This is a genomic window from Microbacterium oleivorans, from assembly GCF_013389665.1.
GTDB classification, from domain to species: domain Bacteria; phylum Actinomycetota; class Actinomycetes; order Actinomycetales; family Microbacteriaceae; genus Microbacterium; species Microbacterium oleivorans_C.
The window spans coordinates 528199-550854 of sequence record NZ_CP058316.1 but is presented as its reverse complement, the minus strand read 5'-3'; the positions used below and the strand labels follow the sequence as shown (position 1 = coordinate 550854).

The window sequence follows — 22656 nt, the reverse complement described above, 5'->3', positions numbered from 1 at the left end:
CTCCGGTTTCGGTGGGGGTGCAGCCTCGAGAGCCCATCGCCCGAGAAGCGCGGAGGGCTTGCGGGTGTCGAGATGAGGCTTGCCTACCCTACGTGCCGATGATGGCAGGCGACAACCGACGCCGGGGCGGGCGCCGCCACCCTATGATCGTGCTGACGGTCGACAGCATCCGCCGCCCCGCTTCTCATCCTCCGACGAAAGCACCGCCGTGTCCGATCCGTTCGCCCGAGCCGTCGCGCAGCACCGCCTGCGCGCGCTCGAGCCCGGCGCCCCGGTGACGGCGGCGGACGGCACTCCCGCGCCCGACGGCATGCCCGCGCCTGACGGCGGCGAGCTCATCCGCGTCGACTTCCAGCCCGTGCCCGACGGCGACAGCGCGATCGAGGCCTGAGCGCCGCCTCCGCTCACCCGCCCATCGCTCAGAGCGCGTCGTCGCCGCTCCAGGGCTGCGCGACGCCCCCGACGTGCTCATCGTCCGCGGCGACGGGAGCGGCGGCGCCGCCACCGCGGGCGCGGACGTGCCGAGCGTTCTCGCGCAGCCGTGCCACGAGCAGATCGTCGCGCACCTCCGGTCCCGACCAGTCGGCGGCGAGCGCGGTCATCTGGCTCGCGGGCCCGACCAGCACCTCCCAGCGCTTCTCGGCACCGTCGTCATCCACGACGGGGATGTCGACCGTCGCGGCGGTTCCCGCCTCGGCGAGGGCTTGGGCGTAGTCCAGGAGGGCGCGGGCGATGTCTGACCCCGTCAGCACGGAGTCGCCGGCGTAGTGAACTCTGTCCATGGCACCGGAGTACCCGAGCATCCCGGCGCGACCCGATGGGGTAGCGCTCGCGGCGAGCGTGCGCTACCGGGGTCGGGCGTGCCGCGCCGACACCGGGCCGACCCGGGATGGTCCACGGCGGTGGATCGTCGGATCGTCCAGGCGCCGGATTCGTTCGGCTATGTCGGGCGACGGGGGCCGCCCCTAGCGTGTGAACTCCGGCTGCTACCCGAGCAGCGGGCTGCACACATGCAAAGGGGCATCGATGTCTACAACACCCCGGCGGCTCCACCACCGCCGTTCCCTCCCGCTCGCGCTCGCCGTGGCAGTGATCGCACCGCTTGCGGCCTGCTCGGGTCCGGCGGACGAGGGCCCCGTCACGCTCACCTTCCAGACGTGGGTACCGGGCATCGAGGAGGCGGTGGAGCTCTTCAACGACCAGCACGACGACATCCGCGTCGAGCTCCAGACCATCGTCTCGGGCGCGGAGGGCGGCTACGCCAAGATGCTCTCGGATGTCCAGGCCGGCAATCCCGCCGACGTGGCGCAGGTCGGCTACGACCAGATGCCGACCTTCCTGCTCAACGGTGCGCTGGAGGACATCACCGACCACGTCGGCGACGACGTCGAGGCGTTCTCGGAGTGGCAGATCGGCGCCACCACGTTCGGCGATCGCGTCTACGGCATCCCGCAGGCGGCCGGACCGATGGGGCTGTACTACCGCTCGGACGTCTTCGCGGAAGCGGGCATCACCACCGCGCCCGAGACCTGGGACGACTTCTACGAGGCGGCCGTCGCGGTACGGGCGACGGCGCCCGACCGCTACATCGCCGCGTTCGCGCCGAATCAGGCGGCATGGATGGAAGGTCTCGCCGAGCAGGCCGGGGAGCCGTGGTTCCAGGTCGAGGGCGACGCGTGGAAGGTGTCGATCGACAATCCCGACACCCTGCGAATGGCGGAGTATTGGCAGCGCCTCATCGACGAGGATCTCGTCAAGGTGCAGGCGGACCTGTCGAGCGAGTGGTTCGCCGACGTGCAGGCCGGGCGCATCGTGTCGTGGATGAGCGGCTCGTGGGCCGACGCGATCATCCGCAACAACGCCCCCGACACCGCGGGACTGTGGTCGGTCGGCCTCATGCCGCAGTGGGACGCGAGCAACCCCCGCTCGGCGAGCTGGTCGGGTGGATCGGCGAACGTCGTGCTGAAGGGCTCCGCCCACCCCGAAGAGGCGGCCGAGTTCGCCCTGTGGCTCAACAGCGACATCGACAGCGTGAGCCTGCTCACCGAGAACGGCGCCGGCTGGCCCGCCATCGCCGATGTCGACGCCATCCCCTCGATCCAGTCCGCCCCGGAGGTCTTCGAGTTCTTCGGCGGCCAGGACATCTGGGATGTCTTCGCCGAGTCCAACGAGCAGGTCGCCCGCGACTGGCAGTGGCCGCCGCTCGTCGACGCGCTCAACGCGAGCCTGCTCGACGAGGTCGCCGCGGCGGTCGAGGGCGGCACGCCGCTGACCGAGGCCTACGCCGCGGTGCAGCAGCGCATGGTCGCCGAGATGACCGCGAAGGGCATCTCGGTCGCCGACTGATCGAGGCGGGGCGGGCGGCATCAGCGCCGCCCGCCCCACCCCGCTCGCCCGCAATCGGAGGGAAAACCATGCACACCACGCGCACACGGCTGCCGCTGCTGCTGCTCGTCGGCCCGTTCCTCGTCGCCTTCGTCGTGTTCTACGTCGCGCCCATCGTCTGGGCGGTCGTTCAGAGCCTGTTCTCGGTGCGTGCGAGCGGACTGGGCCTGGGCGCACCCGAGACCCTCTTCGTCGGACTCGACAACTACGCCCGCGCGCTGGCCAACCCCGCCTTCGTCTCGAGCCTCGGCCGCATCGCGGTGTTCGCGCTCATCCAGGTGCCGCTGATGGTCGTGCTCTCGACCGTGCTCGCCCTGCTGCTCGAGTCCACCCGCGCGCGGTGGCCGCAGTTCTTCCGCGTGGCCTTCTTCATGCCGTACGGGGTGCCGGGGGTGATCGCATCGCTGCTGTGGAGCTTCCTCTACGTCCCCAGCACCAGCCCCATCCTGCAGGGCCTGTCGGCCCTCGGCATCCCCGCGGCGCCCCTCGAGTCGGGGACCGTGATGTTCGCCATCGCGAACATCGGCATCTGGACCTTCGCCGGCTACAACATGCTCGTACTGATCGCGGCGCTGCAGGCGGTTCCGGCCGACCTGTACGAGGCCGCGCGCATCGACGGCGCGAGCGAGTGGCGCATCGTGCGTGAGATCAAGCTCCCGCTGCTGCGGCCCTCGCTGGTGCTGACCACCGTGTTCACGATCATCGGCACACTGCAGCTGTTCGTCGAGCCGCTCGTGCTCCGTCCCCTGACGACGGCGATCAACAGCGACTACACGCCCAACCTGGCCGCCTACAACCAGGCGTTCACCCAGAGCAATCCCAACCTCGCCGCAGCGATGGCCGTCATCGTGGCCGTCATCGCGTTCGTGTTCTCGTTCTCGTTCCTGCGCCTGGTCAACCGGAAAGGCAACCGCGCATGGTGATCGCACCCGAGACCGTTCCCCGTGCCGTCACGGCCGGGACCGCCCGTCGCCCCGGCCCGCACTCGCGTCGGGGCTCGTCCGGGGCCGGATTCTGGGGGTCGCTGCCCACCCTCGCGGTGCTGGTGGCCGCGCTGGTCTACTTCGCCCTGCCGGTCGTCTGGGTGCTGTTCGCGGCCACCAAGAGCAACGCCGACCTCTTCGGCACCTTCGGGCTGTGGTTCAGCGACACCCCGCAGCCGCTGACGAACCTCGCGAACCTGTTCGCCACCGACCGCGGCATCTATGCGCAGTGGCTGCTGAACAGCCTGTTCTACTCGGGGCTGGGCGCCCTCATCGCCACCGTGCTCAGCGGTGCGGCCGGGTACGCGTTCGCGAAGTACGCCTTCACCGGCCGGGAGGCCCTCTTCGCGATGATCCTCGGCGGCGTGCTGGTGCCGGCGACGGTGATCGCCCTGCCGACGTACTTCATGTTCAACGCGGTGGGACTCACCGGAAGCTACTGGTCGTTCCTGCTGCCGAGCATCGTCAGCCCGTTCGGCGTCTACCTCTGCCGCATCTACGCGACCGCCGGGGTGCCGGACGAGGTCATCGAGGCGGCCCGGCTCGACGGCGCCGGCGACGTGCGCATCTTCGGCACGATGGCCACGCGCATGATGGCGCCCGCCCTGGTGACGGTGTTCCTGTTCCAGTTCGTGGCCATCTGGAACAACTACCTGCTGCCACTGGTGATGCTCAACGACTCCCGGACCTTCCCGGTGACGCTCGGGCTCATGCTCTGGAACGGCCAGACCCAGCGGGCGCCGCTGTACTACGAGCTCGTCGTGACGGGGGCGGCGGTCTCGGCCGTGCTGCTCATCGTCGTCATGGCGGCTCTGCAACGATTCTGGCGAGCCGGTCTCACCGCCGGCGCGACGAAGGGATGATCCGATGACCCGCTACCTCGGCTCGGGCCACGAGCCCGCACCCGACACCCGTCCCCTCACGGGAGTCATCCCGTCGCACCTCCCGCCGCGGCTGGCGATCACCCTGTGGGACTTCTCCTGGTACACCCGCGCGGGGCAGGGCGAGCCCTACGGCGACCTCGACGCCGCCCTCGACGAGGCGGTCGACCGCGGCTACAACGCGATTCGCATCTGCGCCGCGCCGCTGCTGCTGTTCGGCGGGCTGGGGCTCGACGATCTCGCCGCCGACCTCGAGATCGAGGGGCTCGGGCGCTCGCCGCGCGGCGAGGTGTACGGCAGCGGCACCCGCTGGTACGACGTGCCCGGCGGGTTCCGCCTCGACCTCCGCGCCCGCCTGTTCGAGCTGCTGCGCGGTGCCCGCGACCGGGGCATCGTCGTCATCCTCGCAAGCTGGGAATACCAGCAGTCGCCCGCGTTCGCCGCCGACCCGCGGTGGTTCGAAGCGATCGACGCCGTCCCGCTCGGCGAGCGCTACGACCTGCTGGCGGCGGCGACCATCGGGATGCTCGACGAGATCGAGTCGGCGGGCCTCGGCGACACGATCGCCTTCGTCGAGCTGCACAACGAGGTCGACTTCTCCCTCGTGCCGGCGTTCGACAGCGGTGGCGACGCCGCGCTCGACCGGGTGCGTTCAGCGCACCCCCGTCACCTCGTGACAGCCAGCTACGGCAAGGCCCCGTTCCTCGACCTCGCGGCGCTGTCGGAGCGCTTCCAGGTCGGACAGCTGCACGTGTACGCGTACGGCGTGCTCGATGCCCTCCAGCGACGCATCGACATCCGCTCCGCGGGCACCGAGGGCTTCCCCGGACGGGCGATGCGCGAGCTCCTCGCCGTGGATGCGCCGAGCTTCGCCTCCTACGGCCGCGCCGCGGACTGGAAGTTCGCGGCCACCGTCATCACCGACCAGCAGATCTACGGATACGACTGGGTCGACCCGGACCTGTGGGACCGCTGGCTCTACAACAACTACGGCCTGTACCGCGAGGAGATGATGCGCGAGCTCGCATCGCGCGTCATCGCGCTGGCCGCGTGGTCGCGTCGCCGCGGCATCCCCGCCGTCGTCGGAGAAGGCTGGGTCGGATACACCCCGTTGCGCGCGGACTTCGAGGACGGCCCGGTCGGCACCGAGCTGGCCGAGCACGGCGTGCGCACCGCCCTGGAGCACGGGGTGTGGGGCATGGTGCTCAGCTCCAACGCCGCACCACACCACCCGCAGTGGGCCGATGTCACCTGGCAGCAGCGCCTGAACGCCGAGATCCTCCGGGCCCCGACGCGCGCGTGACGCGGCCGGAGTCGGTCAGCGGGCTCGTTCCTGCCGGAACCGGCTCGGGCTCATGCCATGCACCCGGCGGAAGTGACGCGAGAAGTAGAACGGGTCGGCGTACCCGACCTCCGCGGCGATCTGCCCGATCGTCCGGTCGGTGCGCTCGAGCAGCGTGCGGGCCGCTGTCATGCGCAGCCCCGTGTGGTACGCCAGCACCCCGCCTCCCGTCGCCCGGCGGAACAGCGCCGTCAGATGCGAGGCCGACACGCCGACCATCGCCGCGAGGTCGCCGACCGGCACGGCGCTGTCGAGCCGTTCGCCCAGGAACGTCATCGCCCGCTCGAGTGGATCGCCCCGCTCGGGGAGTGCCTGGTCGGAGGCGAGCTGGGTCATCAGCTTGAACGCCGCGCCGGTGACGGCGACCAGGCGCACGGGCGACTGGTCGCGCTCAAGGCCCCGCACGATCTCATCGAGCAGTGCGACGGCACGCTCGAGGCCGTGCAGCCGCACCAGCGGGCGCGCCGTGCTCGTGCCGACCGCGGCGGTGAGGTCGTCGACGTCGGAGCCGATGATGTGGCACCACCAGATCGTCCAGGGATCGTCCTCGCTCGCGCCGTAGGCGTGGGGCGTGCCCGCGGGGACGACCGCCGCCGTGCCCGCGCCGACGCGGTGGCGGACCCCGTCGAGCTCGAGCCACCCGGCCCCCGCGGTGCACACGATGACGATGGTCGTGCGGATCCCGCGTTCACGCACCCGGCCGTGGTCGGTGGCGTGGGGGAACCAGCCGGCATCGGTCACCACGAGCCGTCGCGTCACCGGTCGCAGGAGTGCGGCGGCGATCGACGGGGCGGGGACCACGCACAGACGCTCGCCGTCGAATCCATCTCTGATCGCCATGGCATCCATCGTCGCACGGCATCGGATCGTCCAGGCTCAGCGCCGCTTCCGCCATGTCGTGATCACCCGGCGTCGTCGACGCTGGAACCATGCACTCCACATCGACACGTCCGTTGCGCCTTCCCGAGCCGCCCGCGGACGAGCGGGCGCATCTCGACGACGGCGGTGTCGCCGCCTGGGAGTCGCCGCTGCGCATCGCCACCTACGAGCCCGCGCCGCCCGAGAAGCTGCCGATGTTCTTCGACCGCCGCGTCTACCAGGGCTCCAGCGGCCGGGTGTACCCGCTGCCGTTCACCGAGCGCATCGCGCACGAACCGCGTGATCGCGACTGGCAGGCGGTTCATCTCGAGAATCGATGGATCCGCCTGGTGCTGCTCCCCGAGCTCGGTGGCCGCATCCACATCGGCTACGACAAGACGGCCGACTACGACTTCTTCTACCGCAACAACGTGATCAAGCCCGCCCTGGTGGGACTCGCCGGTCCGTGGATCTCGGGCGGCGTGGAGTTCAACTGGCCGCAGCATCACCGGCCGGCGACGTTCCTGCCGATGGAGAGCTGGATCGAGCGGGAAGCGGACGGCGCGGTGACGGTGTGGATGTCGGACCACGACCCCTTCGCGCGGATGCGCGGCACGCACGGCATCCGGTTGCGCCCCGACAGCACGGTCATCGAACTGCGCGCGCGCCTGCACAACCGCACCGAGGTGCCGCAGACGTTCCTGTGGTGGGCGAACGTCGCCGCGCGCGCCCACGAGAACTATCAGTCCTTCTTCCCGACCGATGTCCGCTACGTCGCCGACCACGCCCGCCGTGCGGTCACCGCCTTCCCTCGCGCCGACCGGCCCTACTACGGCGTCGACTACCCGGCCCGGGCTGCCGGGCTCCATCCCGATGCCGACCGCATCGACTACTACGGCAACATCCCCGTGCCGACCTCGTACATGGTCGTCGAGACCCGCGACGACTTCTTCGGCGGCTACGACCACGACGCCGGCGCCGGGTTCGTGCACTGGGCCGACCGGCGCATCGCGCCGGGCAAGAAGCAGTGGACCTGGGGCGATGCGCCTTTCGGACACGCCTGGGACGACCAGCTCACCGACGGCGACGGACCGTACGTCGAGCTGATGGCGGGGGTCTACACCGACAACCAGCCCGACTTCTCGTACCTCGCGCCGGGCGAGCTGAAGACGTTCTCGCAGTACTGGTACCCCATCACCGGCATCGGTGCGGCGCATCAGGCGACCCGGGATGCGGCGGTGTCGGTGAACGTCGCCGACGGTCGCGTCTCGGTGGGTGTCGCCGTCACCGCCGTCGTCTCCGCGGCGCGGGTCGCCGTCACCGTCGGGCAGGAGGAGCACGAGCGCGTCGTCGACCTCGAACCCGGCCGACCCCTTCTGTTCGACCTGACGGCGCCCGAGGGGCTGGAGCCCACCGGCGTGAGCGTGGTCGTGACCGGCGGCGACCGCGAACTCATCCGGTGGCGACCGCGCGCCGCGGACGATGCCGCCCCCGAGCCCTCGGTCGCGACCGAGCCGCCGCTGCCGGAGGAGATCGGCTCGGCCGACGAGCTGTATCTCACCGGTGTGCACCTCGCGCAGTACCGTCATCCCACGCGGCAGCCCGAGCCCTACTGGGAGGAGGTGCTCCGCCGCGATCCCGGCGATGCCCGGTCGAACGTGGCGCTGGGCGCCGCGGCCCATGCGCGCGGCGAGTACCGGCGAGCCCGCGCGCACCTGCGCGCCGCCGTCGACCGGCTCACCTTCCGCAACCCGAACCCCGCCGACGGTGAGGCGCACTACCGGCTCGGCCTCGTCGAGGCCCGACTGGGCGACGACGCCCGGGCGGCGGATGCGTTCGCCAAAGCCGCCTGGGACGCGCGGTGGCTGCATGCCGCCAGCGTGCAGCGTGCCGTGCTCGATGCGCGGGCGGGATGCGACAGCCAGGCGCTCGAGCGGCTCGACGAGGCGGCCCGATCCGGATCGGACGACCCGTTCATGCTGAGCCTGCGCGTCATCGTGCTGCGCCGTCTCGGCCGTGCTGGTGCCGCGCAGAGGGTGCTCGACCGGTTGCGCGCCGCCGATCCGCTCGACGTGCTCGCCGCGCACCTCGACGGCGCCTCGCCCCCGTCCGACGGCCTGCTGCTGCTCGACCTCGCGGGCGACCTCGCGCGCGTGGGAGAGGCCGCGGCCGCTCAGGAGGTGTTCGCCCTCGCCGAGCACAGCAGCCCCCGGGGGACGGGCGGGGCGGCGCCGTTGGCGGCATATCTGTCGGCGCACCTGCACGAGCGCGACGGCGACACGACGGCCGCGGCCGAGGCGCGCCGCCGGGCCCGGGACGTCCCGGCCGACTGGGTCTTCCCCGCCGGTCTCGACGCCCATGACGCGCTTCGGAGCGCCGTGGCCGCCGACCCCGCCGATACGCGCGCCCGTGCCCTCCTGGGCATGTGGCTGTACGACCGCGGACGGCGGCGCGACGCGCTGACCGTGTGGCGCGCGGCGTTGTCGGAGGAGACGACCGACGCCGTGCTGCTGCGAAACGCCGCGCTCGCCACGGCCGAGGTCGAGGGTGACCTCGAAGCCGCTGCCGCGATGTACGACCGGGCGGTGGAGGTGGCAGAGGATCCGCGCCTGTGGTACGAGCTCGACCAGCTCGCGGTGCGCCGAGGGGTGCCGGCCGCGGACCGGCTGCGACGGCTCGAGCCGCACCGCCGGCGCCTCATCGAGCGAGACGACCTCCTCGTCACGATCGCCGATCTGCTCACGGCGACCGGCCGTCCCGCCGAGGCCGTCGACCTGCTCGCCTCGCGGCCGCTGCAGCCGTGGGAGGGTGGCGAAGGCGTCGCGATCCGGGCGTTTGCGCGCGCCGCGACCGCTCAGGCCGACGCGGCGGAATCGGATGCCGCGGCGGCGGCACTGCTGGAGGGGGCGCTGCAGCCGCCGCGATCGCTCGGCGAGGCCTGGCACCTGCTCGACAGTCGCGCATCGCTCTGGTTGCGCCTCGGACGCATCCGAGCTGCGGCCGGTGACACCGATGCAGCCGATGCGGCATACGCCCGTGCGGCCGCCGAGGCTGCCGCGGCACCCGCCGACGCCGACACCCTCGACGGCGCGCGGGCGGCGTCTGCCCGAGGCGACGACGCCACGGCGATCAGCCTGCGCGAAGAGGTGCGAGCCCTCGTCGCGCAGCTGCGCACGACACCGGCCCGCGTGGACTACTTCGCCACGTCGCTGCCCGAGACGCTGCTGTTCTCCCTCGACCCCGTCGCCGCGGCTGCGCGCCGGGCCGACCGGCTCGAGGCCGCGCTCGCCGCGTACGACCGCGAGCTCGGCGACCACGGCGCCCGCGGCGGTGCCCGCGCCGCCGTCACCGCCGATCAAGACGCGGAGGTGCGCGCATGAACGGCATCCCGGGCCATATGACCGCGAGCGTGCTCGTCGAGCCGCGCGTCCTCGAGGTGCGCGAGGTCGCGGTGCCCCGGCTCGAGCCGGGTGACGTCCTGGTCGAGCTGACCGCGGTCGGGCTCTGCGGCTCCGACGTGCACTTCTACGAGCACGGACGGGTCGGCGACCTCGTCGTCGAGCAGCCGCTCATCCTCGGACACGAGGCGGCCGGTGTCATCGCGGCGGTGGCGTCGCCCGCCGACGGGCACCGCATCGGCGAGCGTGTCGCGATCGACCCGCAACGACCGTGCCGGTGGTGCGCCGCCTGCCGCGCCGGGCGCTCCAACCTCTGCGAGCGCATGCGGTTCCCCTCGGCGCCGCCCGAGAACGGTGCCTTCGCCCGCTATCTCGCCGTCCCCGCCGACGCGGCGCACCCGCTGCCCGAGACGATGAGCGACGACGAGGGGGCCCTGCTCGAGCCGTTGTCGGTGGGCATAGCCGCCGTCCGCAAGGCCGGGATCGTCCCCGGCTCGAGGGTGCTCGTGGCCGGAGCCGGTCCGATCGGCATCCTCGCCGCGGCCGCCGCCCGTGCGTTCGGGGCCGCCGAGGTGATCGTCGCCGACCCGGTGGCCGCCCGACGCGCGGTCGCGCTCGCGCACGGGGCCACGCGGGTCGTCGATCCGCGCGAGGTCGCCGAGCTCGACGGGCTCATGGATGCGTTCATCGATGCATCGGGCGCGCGTCCGGCCATCGCGGCGGGGCTGCGCTCGCTGCGGGGAGCGGGCCGAGCCGTCCTCGTGGGCATGGGGGCGGCGTCGGTCGAGGTCGATCTGTTCCTCATCCAGAGCCGCGAGCTGGTGGTGGAGGGGCTCTTCCGCTACGTCGACACGTGGCCGGCAGCCATCCACCTGGTGGCCTCGGGACTCGTGCGCGTCGACGACCTCGTCACTGCGCGCGGCGGGCTCGACGATCTCGCCGCCTTCTTCGCCCGCAACGGCGACGCGGAGGCGATGAAGTTCATCGTCGACCCGCGGGTGCGCCGGCTCCCCGACCACGCGGAGTCGTGACGGGCGTCAGCGGCCCTGGCGCTTCTTGTAGGGCTTGGGCTGCCCCTTCACGATCGGCGCTCGGCCCGAGCCCTTCGACGCCTTCGCCTTGCCGCCGCCGGTCGACTTCTGCTTCGGCGCCGGCGGGGCAGCGGCGACCGCCTCCCGAGCGTCGTCGAGCAGCAGCGCCCCGGCAGGGGTGAGCCGCGGGCGGGCTCCGTCCTTGACGAACAGGGGGTGGCCGACCTCGTCCTCCAGACGCTCGATCGAGGAGTAAAGCACCGGCAGCGAGATGCCGAGCTTCTCGGCGGCGCGGGGGAAGTGCAGTGCTTCGGCGGCGGCCACGAAATGGGCCAGATCGCGGATCTTCATGGGACGGGTGCGCCTTTCGGCCGTGGTTCTGCGGATGTCGTGGTCGGCGCCCCCAGACTACGGTCGTCCGCTGCCGACCGACTCAGGTCCCGTCGCGGCGCACCAGCGCGGTGCGCAGGGATCGCAGCAGCAGCAGCAGTCCGCCGAGACCGACGACGCTGCCGAGGAAGGGAAATACCGACACCGACTCGGTCAGCACGGGACCGTTGTCGGCGATCCCCATCATGACGCCCACCACGACCAGCGTCGCGCCCACCAGGGTGGTCGTGAGGCGCCCGGTGAGGGATTCGACCCAGGAGCGGTCCTCGGGCGACTCCAGGGCGCGGAGGCGGACGGTGAGCTGCCCCGACTCGAGATCGTGCAGGATGCCGTCGACGCGGCGGGGGAGCTCCCGCATCCGCTCGAGCCCGAGCTGGAGCTGCACCTGAGCGGCCAGGGCCGTGCTCCGCGGGTCGCCCATCCGCAGCGCGTAGTGGGGGGCGCGCGCCAGGGCGCGCTTGATCATGTCGTAGTCGGGATCGAGGCGGCGAAGCGTGCCCTCGACGGCACCGAGGGTGCGGAAGGCCAGGAGCAGCCCCGGCGGCAGGGCCAGCCGATGGTGGCGGAGCACGTCGATCAGGGCCGCGAACAGGTGCTGATCCGCACGCGAGTTGTGCAGGCGGGTGAGGATGACGCCGATGTCGTGCTGGAGTGCCGCGACGTCGACTCCGGCCTCGTTGCGGGGCTTGACCAGCATGAGCACCGCGTCGGTCGCGCCGGAGTCGTCCTCGTTGTGCAGGGCGACCAGGAGAGGCAGCAGGAGCCGGCGCAGCCCCTTCTCGACGATGCCGACCGACCCGAAGTCGATCAGCGCGACGATGCCGTCGGGCTGCAGGATCAGATTGCCCGGGTGGAGGTCGGCGTGGAAGACGCCCCGCAGCGCGATCTGACCGACGATCACGTCGAGCACGGCGTCGGCGATGCGCGTGGCCTCAGCGGGGTCGACCGCACCGGCAAGACCGCTGCCCGGCTCGGGCAGACGGCTGAACGGCACGCCACGGACGTGTTCCATCACGATCAGCTGCTCGGTGCACAACTCGGCGGAGACATCGGGGATGCGCACCGCCCGGGCGTCGGCGGCGGTCATCGAGTCGCGCAGCATCTCCATGTTCGCCACCTCGACCCGGTAGTCGAGCTCCTCGCGCAGAGCCGCCGAGAACTGGGCCGCCAGCGCCGCGGCGCCCACGTCCTTGGCCCACGACGTGCGCCGCTCGAGGTCGGCCGCCGCGCGCTCGATGATGTCGAGGTCGGTCGCCACCTGCGCCCGCGCCTGGGGTCGCTGGATCTTCACGACGACGTCCCCGCCCCCGAGCAGTCGCGCGGTGTGCACCTGGCCCACGGATGCCGCCGCGAGCGGCGCCTCGTCGATGTGCGAGAACACGAGATCGAGCGGGCGTCCCAGCTGCGTCTCGATCGCGGCCTTCGCCTCGGGCCACGGGATGGGCGTGGTGTCCATCTGCAACGACGCCAGCGCGCCGGTGATCTCGGCGGGCAGCAGGTCGCTGCGGGTGGAGAGGATCTGCCCCAGCTTGACGAACGTGACCCCCGCGTCGTCGAGCGTCGCGGCCAGGGCTCGGGGGAGCTCCGCACGTGCCGACTCGCTGCGCATCCCGCCGAGACCGTGACGCGAGGCGATCGCGACGATGCGGGCGTACCGCATCGCGCGTCGACGCCGGTGCAGTGCCTCGCGCACGGCGGTGATCGGCCCGACCGGTGCGCGCGCCGGCCACATCAGCTCCAGCGTGATGAGCGCGATCAGCACGATCGCGAACATCCAGGCCAGCACGAGCAGGATGAACCCGTAGGTCACCGGGTGATCGGCCAGCACCCGTCCGCCGCGGACGATCCCCGCCTCACGGAGCACCCAGAAGCCCAGGGGCGCGAACACCACGAACACCACGAGCGAGACGATCGGTCCCCGCACCCACCCCACGCGCGCCTCGAGCACCCGCTTCGCGAGCCAGGTCGCCACGACGGCGAACACCGCGGCACCGATCGAGAAGAGCAACCATTCCGGCATCCGAGACCCCTCGCGCGTATCGACCTGCCTCCGAGGCTAGGGCACACCGGCGGCGCGCGCGGGTGCGGATCCCACGTTCCGCGGGTGGGCGGACTACCCTGAAGCGTGTCCACTTCTGCTGAACCCACCGCTGTCGAGGCTCCCGAGGAGCCGCCCGTCATCACTTTCCGCGACCTCGGGCTGGGGGAGCAGGTGCTCAAGGCGCTCGCCGACGTCGGCTACGAGACGCCCTCCGCCATTCAGGCCGCGACGATCCCCACCCTGCTCGGTGGCCGCGATGTCGTCGGCCTCGCGCAGACCGGAACCGGCAAGACCGCCGCGTTCGCGCTGCCGATCCTCGACCGGCTCGATCTCGCTCAGAAGACGCCGCAGGCGCTCGTGCTGGCGCCCACGCGCGAGCTGGCCCTGCAGGTCTGCGAGGCCTTCGAGAAGTACGCCGCCCGCACTCGTGGCGTGCACGTCCTGCCGGTGTACGGCGGGCAGGGCTACGGCGTGCAGCTGTCGGCGCTGCGGCGCGGCGTGCACGTCATCGTCGGCACGCCGGGTCGCATCATGGACCACCTCGACAAGGGCACCCTCGACCTGTCGGAGCTGAAGTACCTCGTCCTCGACGAGGCCGACGAGATGCTCAAGATGGGCTTCGCCGAGGACGTCGAGACGATCCTCGCCGACACCCCCGCCACCAAACAGGTCGCGCTCTTCTCGGCGACCATGCCCGCCGCGATCCGCCGGATGTCGAAGCAGTACCTCAACGACCCCGAAGAGATCACGATCGCGTCGAAGACGACGACCTCCTCGACCATCACACAGCGGTACCTCATCGTGTCGTTCCAGCAGAAGATCGACGCGCTCACGCGCATCCTCGAGGTCGAGAACTTCGAGGCGATGATCGTGTTCGCCCGCACCAAGAGCGCCACCGAGGAGGTCGCCGAGAAGCTGCGCGCCCGCGGGTACTCGGCCGCCGCCATCAACGGCGACGTGGCTCAGGTGCAGCGCGAGCGCACCGTGAACCAGCTCAAGTCGGGCAAGCTCGACATCCTGGTCGCCACCGATGTCGCCGCCCGCGGCCTCGATGTCGAGCGCATCTCGCACGTGGTCAACTTCGACATCTCCACCGACACCGAGTCGTACGTGCACCGCATCGGCCGCACGGGTCGGGCCGGGCGCACGGGTGACGCGATCAGCTTCGTCACGCCCCGCGAACGCGGGCTCGTGACGGCCATCGAGCGCGCGACGCGTCAGCCGCTGACCCAGATGCAGCTCCCGAGCGTCGACGAGGTCAACGTCACCCGCCTGTCGCGCTTCGACGACCGCATCACCGCGGCGCTGGAGGAGACCGAGCGCGTCGAGCGTTTCCGCGACATCATCGCCCACTACGTCCGGCACCACGACGTGCCCGAGGTCGACGTCGCCGCGGCCCTCGCCGTCGTCGCGCAGGGGGAGACCCCGCTCCTGCTGGACCCGGACCCCGAGCCGCGTGCGCGAGCGCCCCGAGAGGACCGCGGCGCCCGCGGCTTCGACCGGGACGACCGCGACGGCCGCCCCGAGCGGCGTCCGCGGCCGGGCAACGCCAACATGACCACCTACCGCATCGCGGTCGGCAAGCGCCACCGGGTCGAGCCCCGTCAGATCGTGGGCGCGCTCGCGAACGAGGGCGGCCTGAGCCGGGGCGATTTCGGCGCGATCCAGATCCGCCCGGACTTCTCGCTCGTCGAGCTGCCGTCGGACATGCCGCAGTCGACCCTCGATCGCCTCACCGACACCCGCATCTCGGGCAAGGCGATCGAGATCCGCGTCGACACCGGTGGCCCGGCTCGGCGCCCGCGCGACCGGGACGACCGCGGGGGGCGCTCCGACGGCGGCGACCGGTTCGAGCGCGATGACCGCCCCGCGCGCAAGCCGCGGCACCGCGCCGACGACCGCGACTGATCCCGCTCGCACCGATCGGCGATGGGGGCAACCCCCGTTCGCCGCATCGCGTCTGCGTGCACAGTGGGGGGGGATCCCGACGATCGGGATGCCACCATGATCGGAGTCACCACATGAGTGAACAGACGCACCGCCGGAACGACGACGAGCAGCACCAGGGCGACGACGCGGCGGCGTCGGCCGGGTCCGAGTCTCCCGAGGAGGGCGCCGAGGCGGAAGAGGCGGCGGAGGACGCACGCGTCGACGAGTGATCCGTCGCGACGTCGCCCCGTAGCTCCTCGTCGAGCCGAGCGCCACGGGCATGGGCATGCCCGGCTCGCCCGGCGATGTTTCGCGCATGAGCACGCCACGCCTCCTGTCGGAACTCTCGGGCAAGACGGTCGTCGTCGTCGGCGCGACCAGCGGGATCGGACGCGCGGTCGCCGTACGCGCTGCCCGCCTCGGAGCGGACGTCGTCGTGTTCGCCCGCCGCGCGGACGCCCTCGAGGCCCTCGTCGACGGCATCCGTCGGTCGGGGGCGCGCGCGCACGCCGTGCCGGGCGACATCGCCCACCCCGGTGATATCGAACGCCTGGCAGCGGAGGCCGAATCGGTTTTCGGATCGATCGACGTGTGGGTGACGAACGCCGGGGTCGGCTCGATCGGGCTGTTCTGGGAGGTGCCGATCGAGGATCACGTGTGGCCTGGTCACCTTGCGGCTCGGCGGTGCCGTTCCCCACGGGGTGGACGATGTCGCGTCGGAGGGCTCTCGTGCCGGATCGCCGTTCGTTCATCGAACGGTCGCCCCCGGTTCACGCACCACGGGCGAGCGCGGCCGCACGATGGATCGCACGTCGTTCGCCGTCCCGGAAGGTCCCGCATGTCCGCTCCGCTGCGTGTGCTCACCCTCACCGAGGGGTTCTTCTCCGGGGGCGCCCGGATCCTCCACAGCGACGTCGTGACGGGGCTGCACGCGCGCGCGGATCAGCGGCACAGCGTCCTCGCCGTCGCATCGCGCGCACGCCGCGAGGCGACGGTCCAGCCCATGGCGGCCGATCCGCGGTACCGTGCGCTGCGTGCAGCCGGCGTGGCCGTGACCTCGCTCGGCAAGACGGCGGGACCCGCGCCTCACGCACCGCACACCTTCTCCTCGCGGCAGCTGCGCACGGCCTCGCGCGCGATCGCCGCGGCCGATGTCGTGCTCTCGCTCAAGGAGCAGCCGCTGGGTCTGCTCCTCGCCCTCGATGAAGCCCTCATGCTGCCCACCCGGCCGGTGATCGCCTGCCTGCACCGCTCCGACCCCGAGCACTCGGGCGCGGCGCTCTCGTGGCTCGCGCGCAGCGTCGAGCGGGGGATCGTGACCGCCGCGGTCTCGTGCGCCCGCTCGACCGACGAGGCCTACGCCGCAGCGCTCGGTGACGCTGCACGGCACACGGTCGACAACGGCATCGATCTGACCAGATTCCGCCCGGCGCTCACACACGGCGAGAGCGCGGTGCGCCGCGAGCTCGGCATCCCGGATGCCGCCGGCGTCGTGCTCTACGCCGCCCGCTTCGACGACATGAAGGATCCGGTCCTGTTCCTGCGGGCGGTCGCCGCGCACCGCGAGCGCGTTCCGTCCACGCACGTCATCGTGTGCGGTGCCGGCATGACGCGCGAGAACCCCCGTCTGGTGGATGCCCTGGCCGAGACCGGCGCGGGGCACGTCCACGCCCTCGGGATCCGCGACGACATGCCGGAGGTCTACCGCGCGGCCGATGTGGTGGCGCTGACCAGCGCCTACGGCGAAGCCGCGCCGCTGTGCCTCCTCGAGGGTGCGGCGTCGGGAGCTGTGCCCGTGACCACGGACGTCGGCGATGCGGCGCGTCTGGTCGACGGGCTCGGCATCGTGACCTCCCGCGATCCGCAGCGGATCGCCGCGGCGTGGGAGCGGGCGCTGGTCCAGCGCGGTGCGTTCGCGCGTGCGGCTCTCGCGGCCCGCGCGCGCCTCGGGCGGGATCGGATGGTGCGCGAGTATGCCGCCGTCATCGAGTCGCAGCGTCGCGAGGTGCGGCTGGCCGCCTGAGGGGTCCGCCGGGCGCGGTCAGTGCGCCGCGTCGTAAGCGTCGAGCACGTGCGCGGGAACGCGGCCGCGCTCGGACAGCGTGTGGCCGTTCTCGGCCGCCCAGGCGCGGATCGGCGCATAGTCGCGCTGGCCGGGGCGCTTCTGGGTGCGCGTCGTGCCCCCGACGGCGTGCGCGCCCGGCCGGGCCGACACCCGGCGGGCCGCGTCGATGTAGGTGCCGAGCGTGTCGCGGAGCTTCGCGGCGTTGTCGACGGTCAGGTCGATCTCGTAGGCGACGCCGTCGAGCGAGAACAACACCGTCTCGCCCTCGCCGATCTCGAGGGAGGTTCCGTCGAGGTCGTCGACGAGCTGATGCACGATTCTGCGGGCCATGGCGATCACCCTAGCCGCAGGTCAGGGCAGGATGCCGATGCGCCGTGCCCGTGCGACGGCGGCGTGCCGCGTGGAGGCGTCGAGCTTGGCCATCGCCGCCTGGAGGTACGACTTGACCGTGCCCTCCTTGAGATTGAGGGCGGCGGCGATCTCGGCGTTCGTGGAGCCGAGGGCGCAGCATGCCAGCACATCGAGCTCCCGCGGTGAGAGCTGCGCGTCGCCGTCACCGCGCGCGTCGTTGCCGCCCCGGGCTACGGAACCATCACGGGCGACCGCCGCCAGCCGCTGCTCGATCGCGGCGAGACGTTCCCGCAGCGCGGCGTCGTCGACGGTCGCGGCGATGCTGCGCAGCTCCGCGAAGCTCTCGCGCAGGTCCTCCTTCGCCGAAGGCGACAGGCCCGCGACGGTCTCGGGCGGGGGCGCCAGACTCAGCCGGCGCTGCACCTCGTCGCGGATGCGCAGCTCGGTGCCGACGGCATCCGCGGCGCGGAAGGCGGGTCGGGCGACCAGGTCGCCGACGGGAGCCTGCGTCCACGCGCCGCAGTACAGCACGCCCCGGGCGCGGCCCTCGGTGACGATCGGTACGGCGAAGAGGGTCGCGATGCCCTCGCCGAGGATCGCGCGGTCGTAGTCGTGCGTGATGGTCCGGGCGGTGCGGTAGTCGAGGGCGAGCCGCGGGCGCTTCTCCATCATGGCCGCGCCGCCCAGGCCGCGCCCGACCTGCACCACCAGGTCGTCGATGGCGTGCGACCGAGCGCCGGCGATCGCCGTGACGTGCACCGACCCCTGTCGCTCGAGGCCGCCGAAGACGACCGGGAACCGTGTGCTGCGAGCGAGATCGTCGACCGCACGCGAGACGAGCTGTGCGTCGGTGTCGGGTGGCGCCAGTGCCGTCACGCACTACCTACTTCCGGGGGTGACGGCCTCGTTGCCGCCTTTCGTAGCGTCGACCCTACCACCGCGCCCCATCGACGACGATGGCCCGCGGGAGCAGCTGCTCACATGAGGCAAGGAGGCCACATGACCGCATCGCACACGCATTCGCCACCCCCGGGGCGAGTGGACTACGTCGCCGTCGAACAGTCGGCACCGTTCCGGGAGCTCAAGCGCAAGCACCGCGGCTTCGTCTGGCCGCTGACCGTGGTCTTCCTCGTCTGGTACTTCGTCTACGTCCTGCTGTCGTCGTTCGCGACCGACTTCATGGCGCAGCGGCTCTGGGGCGACGTCACGGTCGGGCTCGTCTTCGGGCTCGGGCAGTTCGTCACCACGTTCGCCATCACCATGGGCTACGTCGCCTTCGCGAACCGTCGGCTCGACCCGCTCTCGGCCGAGATCCGCGCCGACCTCGAACAGCGTGAGGCCGGGGCATGAACGCGGTCTGGGACGCTCTCGGGAGCGCGCGCGACGCGGTCGTCGCCGCCGGTGAGACCGTCGACAACAACCCGGTCCTGAACATCTCGATCTTCGGCGCGTTCGTCGCGGTGACCTTGTTCATCGTCATCCGGGCCAGCCGCAACAACAAGACCGCGGCCGACTACTACGCCGCGGGACGTTCGTTCACCGGCCCGCAGAACGGCTTCGCCATCGCCGGCGACTACCTGTCGGCGGCATCCTTCCTCGGCATCTGCGGGGCGATCGCCATCAACGGCTACGACGGGTTCCTCTACTCCATCGGATTCCTCGTCGCCTGGCTCGTCGCCCTGCTGCTCGTGGCCGAGCTCATGCGCAACACGGGCAAGTTCACGATGGCCGACGTGCTGTCGTTCCGGTTGAAGCAGACTCCGGTGCGGATGGCGGCCGCCATCACGACCCTCGCGGTGTGCTTCTTCTACCTGCTGGCCCAGATGGCCGGTGCGGGCGGTCTCGTGTCGCTGCTGCTGGGGATCACCGAGCAGATCGGTCAGTCCATCGTCGTCGCCGTCGTCGGCGTCCTGATGATCGTGTACGTGCTCATCGGCGGGATGAAGGGCACCACGTGGGTGCAGATCGTCAAGGCCTTCCTCCTCATCGGCGGCGCGCTGGTGATGACGATCTGGGTGCTGGCCATCAACGGCTTCAACCTCAACACGCTCCTCGAGAGCGCGGTCGCCGCTTCGCCGAAGGGCGAGGCGATCCTGGGGCCGGGCCTGCAGTACGGCGCGAACCCGTGGGACTTCATCTCATTGGCCATCGCGCTCGTGCTCGGAACGGCCGGCCTGCCGCACGTGCTGATGCGCTTCTACACCGTGCCCACCGCCAAGGAGGCGCGACGGTCGGTCGTGTGGGCCATCTGGCTGATCGGCCTGTTCTACCTGCTGACCCTCGTGCTCGGGTACGGGGCGGGGGCGCTCGTCGGTCCCGAGCGCATCGCGGCGGCCCCCGGTGGGGTCAACTCCGCAGCGCCGCTGCTGGCGCTCGAGCTCGGTGGGCCGCTGTTGCTCGGCTTCATCTCGGCGGTCGCGTTCGCGACGATCCTCGCGGTGGTGGCCGGTCTCACCATCACGGCGGCCGCATCCTTCGCCCACGATATCTACGCGAACGTCGTGAAGAAGGGAGACGTCCCGCCGGACGGCGAGGTCAAGGTGGCCCGGCGCACGGTGATCGTCATCGGCATCCTGGCGATCGTGGGCGGTGTGGGCGTGCAGGGGCAGAACGTGGCCTTCCTCGTGGCGCTCGCCTTCGCGGTGGCCGCCTCGGCCAATCTGCCGACGATCATCTTCTCGCTGTTCTGGCGGCGCTTCAGCACGCGGGGCGCGGTGTGGAGCATGTACGGGGGCCTGGCGGCCGCCATCATCCTCATCGTGCTGTCGCCGGTGTTCTGGGGAACCGAGACCAGCGTGTTCAAGAACGTCGGCACGGCGATCTGGCCGCTGAACAACCCCGGCATCGTTTCGATCCCGCTCGGGTTCTTCCTCGGCTGGCTCGGTTCGGTCACGTCGTCGCGCAAGGAGGACCCGGTCAAGGCCGCCGAGATGGAGGTGCGTTCGCTCACCGGGCACGGTGCCGAGAAGGCTGTCGACCACTGAGTCCGGCGCGAGCGATGCGTGGGGGACCGGGCGTCGCCCCGGCGGCGGTCAGCGAAGTCGCTGCAGGCCGCTGCCGTCGGCAGACGCCCGGTACCCCGCGTCGCGGTATTCGTCGCCCACGCTGAAATCCACCTCGACCGGCCCGACGGGCTGAGCGAACGTCGGGCTGTCGATGTCGGAGTCGGCGCCCCGATCGACGACGAAGGATGTCTCGGAGACGTCATCGACGCCCTCGGACCGAGCCGCGGACTCAACGAGCGGCCAGAGCTTCGACCAGGCGACGTCCGCGATGCCGAACTGCTCGCCGACGGTCTCGGGCTGGATGCTGGCCGGACCCTGGCGGGTGACCTCACCGCGACGGTAGATCCACGTGTCCGTAGCTGTCTCACCCGGTCGCACGGGTGCGTAGGCGATCACGTAGTCGTCGGCGACGACGACGCGGCTGACCGTGCCGTGACCGATCTCGCCGCTCAGCGACTGGAGGGCGTTCTCGAGGGCCCCAGGCTGCCGCTGGTCGGCGTGCAGCCGTCCCGCCGACAGCGCTGTGACGGTCTCGGCGACGGCGGCGCGGTACGGCAGCACCACGGTGACGGCGGCGACCACGGCGGCCGCGGCGAAGAGCACGATGCGCGCCGCGCGGCCGCGCCGCCCGATGCCCAGGACCGGGCGTGGCCCGAACCCCTCGCCCGCCGCCGGAAGCAGCAACGGCGCGGTGCCGGATTCGGGCAGGCTCGTCGCCGCGCTCCCGACATCGCCGCCGATGAACGCGACCGCGCCGGCGGGCGTCGTGACGACCGCGTGCCGAGTTCCCGGCTGGAACCGGGGGATCTCGATGAGTGTGACGATCCGGCGGGTGCGCGCGCGGAAGGCGGCGCCGACGCGCGGCTGCACCGTCACCTCGATCTCGCACACCGGCTGATCGTTGATCTGGGTCCCGGTCTGCGTGAGGGCGTCGATGCGCGCCACGCCCTCACGGCCCTCGGCGCGGGCCGTGACCAGCTGGGCTTCGGTGGGGGCCGCCATGCCGCGGGTCGAGCGTGCGACGAGGGCGAAGGCCCCCGCGACCAGGACGAGCGTGACCCCGACGGGGATCGCCCACGCGCCCGCGCCGGGCGGGCCCACGATCACGACGACGACTCCTCCGACGGCGATACCGGCTCCGACGAACATGACCAGGCGCAACACGCACGACAGCTTAGAGGCGGGGGCGGCGGGCGCCCGAGCCCGAGGCGTGGCGCTGACAGGACGGTGCCCCCCGGCCGTCGCGCGGCCGAGGGGCCCCGTCGCGTCGCCGCCCGCGGCCTACACGCGTCGCGGCAACGGCACCGTGCCCGTCGACACGGCCGACTCGAGATCGATCAGGAAGCGTTTGCGTTCGGGGTGTCCGCCGTACTCGCCGATGGAGCCGTCGCTGCGCACGACGCGGTGGGCGGGCACGACGATCGAGATCGGAGTGCGGGCGCACGCGGACCCCACGGCGCGGTGCGCGCGCGGCGACCCCGCCGCCACGGCGATCTCGCCGTAGGTCGCGAGTTCGCCGAACGGCACGGCGCAGACGGCGCGCAGCGCCGCGCGGGCGAACCCCTCCGGGGCCAGCCTCCAGTCGATGGGCGAGGAGAAGGTGCGCAGCTCGCCGGCGAAGAACGCGTCGAGCTCGGATGACACGGCCGCGGTCGCCGCCGGGTCGTGGGAGGGCACGCCGCGCAGCGCGGCCGCGACATCGGCCACGGCGATGTCGGCGGGTCGATCGAGCACCTCGAGGGCTGCCACACCCGCGTCGGTGACGACGATGAGGACATCTCCGAGGGGCGTGGGGTGCACCGAGAAGGCAGCGTCGGTCATCTCCCCATCTTGGCGGCGCCTCGCGGGCGGGCTCGCGCGGCGACGCGTCATCGGGGACGAGGGACCGTGGGTTCGCGCTGGGGAGGAATCGCCGGTGGTCCGGCGTGTCGTCAATAGCGCGAAACTCGGCGGCGCCTGAGGGACGGATGCCGCCGGGCCGCTTAGGGTGTGTGCTG

20 protein-coding genes are annotated in these 22656 nt (G+C 71.9%); 12 read left to right on the top strand and 8 right to left on the bottom strand.

The genetic code is table 11. From position 1 onward, the window contains the following. Positions 1-208 precede the first annotated feature (208 nt). Positions 209-391 carry a hypothetical protein gene (locus tag HW566_RS02615; protein ID WP_178010158.1) on the top strand — a complete coding sequence of 61 codons (183 nt, stop codon included), beginning with the start codon at positions 209-211 and terminating at the stop codon, positions 389-391. 28 nt (positions 392-419) lie between these two features. Here HW566_RS02615 and HW566_RS02610 read toward each other — a convergent pair whose 3' ends face one another. Next, complete coding sequence (locus HW566_RS02610) at positions 420-782, bottom strand: hypothetical protein (RefSeq protein ID WP_178010156.1); 363 nt, start codon at positions 780-782, stop codon at positions 420-422. A gap of 244 nt (positions 783-1026) precedes the next feature. Here HW566_RS02610 and HW566_RS02605 point away from each other — a divergent pair, with 244 nt between their 5' ends. The 4 genes from HW566_RS02605 to HW566_RS02590 all read left to right on the top strand — a co-directional run bounded on the left by HW566_RS02605 (position 1027) and on the right by HW566_RS02590 (position 5552). After that, positions 1027-2346: an ABC transporter substrate-binding protein gene (locus HW566_RS02605; protein WP_178010154.1), complete on the top strand. Its 1320-nt coding sequence runs from the start codon at positions 1027-1029 to the stop codon at positions 2344-2346. A 68-nt stretch (positions 2347-2414) separates the two neighbouring features. After that, positions 2415-3308 (top strand): carbohydrate ABC transporter permease, encoded by an 894-nt coding sequence (locus HW566_RS02600; RefSeq protein WP_178010152.1) that lies wholly within the window; start codon positions 2415-2417, stop codon positions 3306-3308. Next, complete coding sequence (locus tag HW566_RS02595; protein ID WP_178010150.1) at positions 3302-4231, top strand: carbohydrate ABC transporter permease; 930 nt, start codon at positions 3302-3304, stop codon at positions 4229-4231. The genes HW566_RS02600 and HW566_RS02595 overlap by 7 nt, the downstream gene beginning before the upstream one ends. A 4-nt stretch (positions 4232-4235) precedes the next feature. Further along, complete coding sequence (locus HW566_RS02590; protein WP_178010148.1) at positions 4236-5552, top strand: cellulase-like family protein; 1317 nt, start codon at positions 4236-4238, stop codon at positions 5550-5552. Positions 5553-5567: 15 nt separating this feature from the next. On the opposite strand, the gene HW566_RS02585 is transcribed toward HW566_RS02590, so the two are convergent. Further along, positions 5568-6431: an AraC family transcriptional regulator gene (locus HW566_RS02585; protein ID WP_178010146.1), complete on the bottom strand. Its 864-nt coding sequence runs from the start codon at positions 6429-6431 to the stop codon at positions 5568-5570. Between the two features lie 89 nt (positions 6432-6520). On the opposite strand from HW566_RS02585, the gene HW566_RS02580 reads away from it, so the two are divergent. After that, the gene (locus tag HW566_RS02580) at positions 6521-9829 is read left to right on the top strand and encodes a DUF5107 domain-containing protein (protein ID WP_178010145.1); all 3309 of its coding nucleotides are present in this window, start codon (positions 6521-6523) and stop codon (positions 9827-9829) included. Further along, on the top strand, positions 9826-10878 hold the full coding sequence (locus HW566_RS02575) for an NAD(P)-dependent alcohol dehydrogenase (protein ID WP_178010143.1): 1053 nt from the start codon (positions 9826-9828) through the stop codon (positions 10876-10878). The genes HW566_RS02580 and HW566_RS02575 overlap by 4 nt, the downstream gene beginning before the upstream one ends. Positions 10879-10884: 6 nt before the next feature. Here HW566_RS02575 and HW566_RS02570 read toward each other — a convergent pair whose 3' ends face one another. After that, positions 10885-11229, bottom strand: coding sequence for a LysR family transcriptional regulator (locus HW566_RS02570; protein WP_178010141.1), 345 nt, complete (start codon positions 11227-11229; stop codon positions 10885-10887). A gap of 82 nt (positions 11230-11311) precedes the next feature. Then, positions 11312-13288: an ABC1 kinase family protein gene (locus tag HW566_RS02565; protein ID WP_178010139.1), complete on the bottom strand. Its 1977-nt coding sequence runs from the start codon at positions 13286-13288 to the stop codon at positions 11312-11314. A gap of 105 nt (positions 13289-13393) precedes the next feature. On the opposite strand from HW566_RS02565, the gene HW566_RS02560 reads away from it, so the two are divergent. The 3 genes from HW566_RS02560 (at position 13394) to HW566_RS02550 (ending at position 17261) form a co-directional block, all read left to right on the top strand. Further along, a complete protein-coding gene (locus HW566_RS02560; protein ID WP_178010137.1) occupies positions 13394-15217 on the top strand; it encodes a DEAD/DEAH box helicase in 1824 nt (607 codons plus the stop codon). A 113-nt stretch (positions 15218-15330) separates the two neighbouring features. Beyond that, positions 15331-15468 carry a hypothetical protein gene (locus HW566_RS02555; protein WP_178010136.1) on the top strand — a complete coding sequence of 46 codons (138 nt, stop codon included), beginning with the start codon at positions 15331-15333 and terminating at the stop codon, positions 15466-15468. Positions 15469-15554: 86 nt separating this feature from the next. Beyond that, entirely contained in the window at positions 15555-17261 is a 1707-nt protein-coding gene (locus HW566_RS02550) for an SDR family NAD(P)-dependent oxidoreductase (RefSeq protein ID WP_178010134.1), read from the top strand. An 18-nt stretch (positions 17262-17279) separates the two neighbouring features. On the opposite strand, the gene HW566_RS02545 is transcribed toward HW566_RS02550, so the two are convergent. Together HW566_RS02545 and HW566_RS02540 are read right to left on the bottom strand one after the other, a co-directional pair. Continuing rightward, positions 17280-17633, bottom strand: a complete 354-nt coding sequence (locus HW566_RS02545) for a histone-like nucleoid-structuring protein Lsr2 (protein WP_178010132.1) — start codon at positions 17631-17633, stop codon at positions 17280-17282. A 21-nt stretch (positions 17634-17654) separates the two neighbouring features. Next, on the bottom strand, positions 17655-18530 hold the full coding sequence (locus HW566_RS02540; RefSeq protein ID WP_178010130.1) for a LuxR C-terminal-related transcriptional regulator: 876 nt from the start codon (positions 18528-18530) through the stop codon (positions 17655-17657). Positions 18531-18653: 123 nt separating this feature from the next. Between HW566_RS02540 and HW566_RS02535 the strand changes: the two genes are divergently transcribed. Continuing rightward, entirely contained in the window at positions 18654-19004 is a 351-nt protein-coding gene (locus tag HW566_RS02535) for a DUF485 domain-containing protein (RefSeq protein ID WP_178010127.1), read from the top strand. Further along, positions 19001-20638: a solute symporter family protein gene (locus HW566_RS02530; protein WP_178010125.1), complete on the top strand. Its 1638-nt coding sequence runs from the start codon at positions 19001-19003 to the stop codon at positions 20636-20638. The genes HW566_RS02535 and HW566_RS02530 overlap by 4 nt, the downstream gene beginning before the upstream one ends. Before the next feature lie 48 nt (positions 20639-20686). Here HW566_RS02530 and HW566_RS02525 read toward each other — a convergent pair whose 3' ends face one another. Further along, a complete protein-coding gene (locus tag HW566_RS02525; protein WP_178010123.1) occupies positions 20687-21823 on the bottom strand; it encodes a hypothetical protein in 1137 nt (378 codons plus the stop codon). A 117-nt stretch (positions 21824-21940) separates the two neighbouring features. After that, entirely contained in the window at positions 21941-22480 is a 540-nt protein-coding gene (locus HW566_RS02520) for a methylated-DNA--[protein]-cysteine S-methyltransferase (protein ID WP_178010121.1), read from the bottom strand. Positions 22481-22656: the final 176 nt, after the last annotated feature.

Bases quoted from the DNA above. Each gene is read 5' to 3' on its own strand.
- HW566_RS02610 (WP_178010156.1), bottom strand. From the start codon at position 782: ATGGACAGAGTTCACTACGCCGGCGACTCCGTGCTGACGGGGTCAGAC.
- HW566_RS02605 (WP_178010154.1), top strand. From the start codon at position 1,027: ATGTCTACAACACCCCGGCGGCTCCACCACCGCCGTTCCCTCCCGCTC.
- HW566_RS02600 (WP_178010152.1), top strand. From the start codon at position 2,415: ATGCACACCACGCGCACACGGCTGCCGCTGCTGCTGCTCGTCGGCCCG.
- HW566_RS02595 (WP_178010150.1), top strand. From the start codon at position 3,302: ATGGTGATCGCACCCGAGACCGTTCCCCGTGCCGTCACGGCCGGGACC.
- HW566_RS02590 (WP_178010148.1), top strand. From the start codon at position 4,236: ATGACCCGCTACCTCGGCTCGGGCCACGAGCCCGCACCCGACACCCGT.
- HW566_RS02585 (WP_178010146.1), bottom strand. From the start codon at position 6,431: ATGGCGATCAGAGATGGATTCGACGGCGAGCGTCTGTGCGTGGTCCCC.
- HW566_RS02580 (WP_178010145.1), top strand. From the start codon at position 6,521: ATGCACTCCACATCGACACGTCCGTTGCGCCTTCCCGAGCCGCCCGCG.
- HW566_RS02575 (WP_178010143.1), top strand. From the start codon at position 9,826: ATGAACGGCATCCCGGGCCATATGACCGCGAGCGTGCTCGTCGAGCCG.
- HW566_RS02570 (WP_178010141.1), bottom strand. From the start codon at position 11,229: ATGAAGATCCGCGATCTGGCCCATTTCGTGGCCGCCGCCGAAGCACTG.
- HW566_RS02565 (WP_178010139.1), bottom strand. From the start codon at position 13,288: ATGCCGGAATGGTTGCTCTTCTCGATCGGTGCCGCGGTGTTCGCCGTC.
- HW566_RS02555 (WP_178010136.1), top strand. From the start codon at position 15,331: ATGAGTGAACAGACGCACCGCCGGAACGACGACGAGCAGCACCAGGGC.
- HW566_RS02550 (WP_178010134.1), top strand. From the start codon at position 15,555: ATGAGCACGCCACGCCTCCTGTCGGAACTCTCGGGCAAGACGGTCGTC.
- HW566_RS02545 (WP_178010132.1), bottom strand. From the start codon at position 17,633: ATGGCCCGCAGAATCGTGCATCAGCTCGTCGACGACCTCGACGGAACC.
- HW566_RS02535 (WP_178010127.1), top strand. From the start codon at position 18,654: ATGACCGCATCGCACACGCATTCGCCACCCCCGGGGCGAGTGGACTAC.
- HW566_RS02530 (WP_178010125.1), top strand. From the start codon at position 19,001: ATGAACGCGGTCTGGGACGCTCTCGGGAGCGCGCGCGACGCGGTCGTC.
- HW566_RS02520 (WP_178010121.1), bottom strand. From the start codon at position 22,480: ATGACCGACGCTGCCTTCTCGGTGCACCCCACGCCCCTCGGAGATGTC.